The organism is Oleiphilus sp. HI0132 (assembly GCF_001635845.1).
This window is the reverse complement of the sequence record NZ_LWGJ01000876.1, coordinates 1-920: the sequence shown is the minus strand read 5'-3', so window position 1 is coordinate 920 and position 920 is coordinate 1. Positions and strand designations below refer to the sequence as shown.

At 42.7% G+C, this 920-nt stretch carries 1 protein-coding gene; it reads right to left on the bottom strand.

The window, feature by feature from the left end; translation table 11 throughout:
• Positions 1-194: 194 nt before the first annotated feature.
• On the bottom strand, positions 195-749 hold the full coding sequence (locus A3766_RS09990) for a hypothetical protein (protein ID WP_068642164.1): 555 nt from the start codon (positions 747-749) through the stop codon (positions 195-197).
• Positions 750-920: the final 171 nt, after the last annotated feature.

Here is a 920-nt window from a genome sequence, read left to right as displayed (position 1 = left end):
AAAAAAGACCTGACACCTTTTTTATTATTAACGGTAACAAACAGGTATATACGCATTGCCTTAAAGCCTGGGCCACAAAAATATTGATTAAGCCTTAACGAAAGCCCATAAAAAAATCCGACAATGTTGCCATCATCGGATTTTCTATTCAGCCTTATGCTAGTTTTTTACATGACTAAGTATTTCAGACTCTACTACTCAAATGAGTCCAGTATCACTTCAGACATACTTTTTCTTGAAGCATTGGTGATATACCGATATTTCTTAAACCATGACCAGTGATGGTGATACTCTACATCCACATCGATTGAGGCATTACCACTGTTTTCGTATTGATTTGCATTGCTCAATGCGAAGGTCATTGGGTGACCGTCAACAAACCATGGAAGTACCAATAGGTTTTGGAAAGACCAGATATTAATGGATTGCGGCATATTATTGTGAGGTGTGTTCTCACTCATAATGATGGGGTAGTAATAATCGTAGTAACCAGACGGGTGCTTCGAGACATACTTCACACGTCCATCTACAGCTAGATCAGACACACATGAATCAATGGACTCTTCCCTGTTAGAGCCACATGCACTATGCAGAGGTACAACACTGTCATCGCCGCCTGTAATCAGCGGGTGCGTAACGAGACCAAAAAGCTCATCACCCGTACCTGCAATACGCAAGTTAGGGATCGAATTAGACGTACCAGACGCGGCTAAGCCTCGAGCAATTTCAGGCTGCAATTCATAAGTCATACCAATTCGCGTGCTGGGCAATGTAATATCTGCACCAATACAATCGGAAATAGCATGGCGGCGTCTAGCCTTTCTAGCTTCGCAGGTCAAATTGCGGGTAAGAATATTTTACTCATCCAAGGGTATTGGCCCACGCATATTGCCGCTGATCCAGGTGACAACGGTAAGGAA

Excerpts from the sequence above, each read along its gene's own strand:
- A3766_RS09990 (WP_068642164.1), bottom strand. The coding sequence starts at position 749 with ATGACTTATGAATTGCAGCCTGAAATTGCTCGAGGCTTAGCCGCGTCT.